A 3,296-nucleotide genomic window follows, 5' to 3' on the forward strand; every position below is an offset into this window, starting at 1 on the left:
GAGCAGGCTCGCTCCCACCTGGGGTCAGTATTCGCAGGTCCCTGTGGGAGCGAGCCTGCTCGCGAAGAGCGCAGAGCAGGCAGCGCAAAAAATCAGCGCTCCTGCAAAAACATCTCCCGACTCAACCCATGCCGCTGCATCTTTTCATTGAAGGTACGGCGCGGCAGTTGCAGTTCTTCGAGCACGGCTTTCACGTCGCCCTTGTGTCGCGTGAGGGCGGCGCGCAGGCATTGCGCTTCGAAGGCTTCCTGCCGGGCCGCCAGGGATTGGCCGGGCGCCGTATCCTCGGCGGGCAGCTGCTCCAGGCCCAGCACCTGGCGTTCGGCGACGTTGGCCAGTTCGCGGACGTTGCCCGGCCAGTCATGGCTGAGCAAATGGCTCAGTTGCGGGCCGCTCAGCGGCGTTGCCGGGCGGCCCAGGCGTTCGGCGGCGCCGTGGGCGAAATGCTCGAACAGCAAGGGGATGTCTTCGCGTCGTTCCCGCAGCGGCGGCAGGCGCAGTTCGGCGATATTCAGCCGATAGGCCAGGTCTTCGCGAAATCGCCCGGCACGGGCTTCGTCCAACAGGTCCGGTTTGGTCGCGGCAATGATGCGCAGGTCCACCGGGATGCTCTGGTTGGAGCCCAGGCGCTCGAGTTTCTTTTCCTGCAGTACCCGCAGCAACTTGGCCTGTTGGGCCAGGGGCATGCTTTCGATTTCATCAAGGAACAGCGTGCCGCCATCGGCATATTCGAGCTTGCCGATGCGCTTGCCCTGGGCGCCGGTGAACGCGCCGCTTTCATGGCCGAACAGCTCGGCCTCGAACAGCGGCTCGGGAATGGCCGCGCAGTTCAGCGCCACGAAAGGCTTGCTCGCCCTCGGGCCGAAGTCATGCAGGCAGCGGGCGACCAGTTCCTTGCCACTGCCGGTTTCGCCGCGAATCAACACGTTGACTGGCAGGGTCGCCAGGTCCAGCACCTGGCGGCGCAGGTTCTGCAAAGGCCGGGAGACGCCCAGCAGCGTGGTGTCCAGCCGGGCCCTGGCATCGGCCTGCTCGTGCAACCGGCGGTTCTCCAGCACCAGGAAACGTTTATCGAGGGCGCGACGCAGGCCGCCCAGCAGGGCTTCGGGGCTGAAGGGTTTTTCGAGGAAGTCGTAGGCGCCGTCGCGCATCGCTTCCACCGCCATCGGCACATCGCCGTGACCGGTCAACAGGATCACCGGCAGGTCCGGGTCGCGCTTGCGTACTTCGGCCAACAGTTCCAGGCCGCTTAGCCCAGGCATGCGCACGTCACTCAGGATCACCCCGGCAAAATTCTCCGGCAACTGCATCAGGCAGTCTTCGGCGCGGCTGAACAATTGCACGCGGAATCCAGACAGGCTCAGCCACTGCTCGACGGCACTGCGGATACTGCTCTCGTCATCGACGACTATGACCGAATCAAGCATGCAACGGCGCCTCCGGATCGATGGGCAAGGTGACGCAGAATACCGCGCCGTTTTCGTGATTGCCCGCGGTCAGTCGCCCGCCCGATTCGTGAATGATCGCGAACGACACCGCCAGGCCCAGGCCCAGGCCATCGCCGACGGCCTTGGTGGTGAAAAAGGGATCGAACACCTGGGCCAGGTGTTCTTCGGCGATTCCGCCACCGCTGTCTTTCACCGTCAGGCACCACAGTTGCTCATCGGCCTGCAAGTGTATTTCCAGGCGCTTGACCGGTTGATCGACCATCGCGTCGAGAGCATTGCGCAGCAGGTTGATCAGCACCTGTTCGAGGCGGATCGCGTCGCCGCGAACCCAGGCCGGGCGGGCCAGGTGCAACACCGTGCTGACGTGTTCATCGCGCAGGCGTGTCTCCAGCAATTGCAGGGCCTGGTCGACCACCGCTGCCAGGTCCAGGCGCTCGCGCAGGCCGCTCGGGCTTTTGCGCGCGAAGGTCTTCAGGTGGCCGGTGAGGGCGGCCATGCGCGTGAGCATGTCATCCACCGGTTTGAGCGCCTTGTAGGCGTCCTCGACCCGACCATGGTCGAGCAACAGGCGCAAGGTCGCCAGCTGCATGCGCTGAGCCGTCAGTGGCTGATTGATCTCGTGAGCCAGTGCCGCCGACATCTGCCCCAGGGCCGCGAGCTTGGCCGACTGCACCAGGCCATCCTGGGCAGTGCGCAATTCACGGGTGCGTTCCTCCACCAGCCGTTCGAGTTCCTCGCGGCTGCGTTGACGCAGCCTTGCCAAGCGCCAGCGCTGATTGAGAAATAGCAACAGGAACACCAGCGCCAGCCACAATCCGGCGGCGGCGAGCCCGGCGTTGCGCAGGTCTTCGAAGGCGATCTGCGGCCTGCGCAACAAATGCAAGGTCCAGCCTTCACCGGTCAACGGCAGGGATTCCCAGAGATAGTCCGCCGCGCCATCGGGCGCTTCGACCCGAGCCAGATGGCTGTTGTCGTCGAAGCGTCGCAGCGGATCGAAGGCCAGGGGCTGCAGCGGTTGCTTGTCGTATTGACGGGTAGCCTTGAGTTCGGCGTGGTCGCTGTCGGCCAGTGGCCGCAGGTGGCGATAACGCCAGCCCGGCCGGTTGGCGATGAAAATGATGCCGCGCGCATCGCTGACCAGCAAGGTGTCGCTGCCTTGGCGCCATTCGCGTTCCAGCTCCGGAAACTCCAGCTTCACGACCATGGCGCCGAGGAACTCGCCGTTGTCGCCGGTTACCGCGCTGGATAGGAAATAGCCGGGAATGCCACTGGTCACGCCCACGGCATAAAACCGCCCGGTGCCTTGGGTGCGGGTCTGGATGAAATAGGGACGAAAACCATAGTTGTGGCCGACATAGCTGCTCGGCAGCCGCCAGTTACTGGCCGCCACGGCCAGGCCGCTATGGTCCAGCAATTCCAGGGTAGAGGACTGCGCGGCGCCGTTGATCTTTTCCAGCTTGCGATTCAGTTCATCCTGTTGCGCCGCACTGACCGGGCCCTTTAGGGCATCGCGCAGTTGTGGGTCCAGCGCCAGCACGGAGGGCAGGGCGCGGTAGCGTTCGATCAGGGTATGAAGCGAGTTGGCGTACAGCGCCAGTTGCTGGCTGGCACGGCTGGCGTCCTCTTCCAGGGCCGCGCGTTCGGCGTGACGCACGGCGAGGGTCGCGGCGATGGCAGCGCCAGTTAGAATCAGCAGGCTGTACAGCGACAGGCGCAAGGTACGGGTAGTCGGCATGCTGGCGTAAACCAGTGGAAAGTCGGGCGGGCAAGATAGCATGCTGGAACGGCTTGGGCCTGCACCTCCGCCATCGCGAGCAGGCTCGCTCCCACACTGGGTCTGCGGTGACC

2 protein-coding genes are annotated in these 3,296 nt (G+C 64.7%); both read right to left on the reverse strand.

Annotated features, from left to right (window positions below):
- Positions 1–92: 92 nt before the first annotated feature.
- Positions 93–1,427, reverse strand: a complete 1,335-nt coding sequence (locus tag ACE04F_RS07595; protein ID WP_486105653.1) for a sigma-54-dependent transcriptional regulator — start codon at positions 1,425–1,427, stop codon at positions 93–95.
- Positions 1,420–3,183, reverse strand: a complete 1,764-nt coding sequence (locus ACE04F_RS07600; RefSeq protein ID WP_486105654.1) for a sensor histidine kinase — start codon at positions 3,181–3,183, stop codon at positions 1,420–1,422. Before ACE04F_RS07600 ends, ACE04F_RS07595 begins: the two co-directional genes overlap by 8 nt.
- Between the last annotated feature and the right edge of the window lie 113 nt (positions 3,184–3,296).

This window comes from Pseudomonas sp. AGC41 (assembly GCF_057334555.1).

Bases quoted from the DNA above. Each gene is read 5' to 3' on its own strand.
- ACE04F_RS07600 (WP_486105654.1), bottom strand. From the start codon at position 3,183: ATGCCGACTACCCGTACCTTGCGCCTGTCGCTGTACAGCCTGCTGATT.
- ACE04F_RS07595 (WP_486105653.1), bottom strand. From the start codon at position 1,427: ATGCTTGATTCGGTCATAGTCGTCGATGACGAGAGCAGTATCCGCAGT.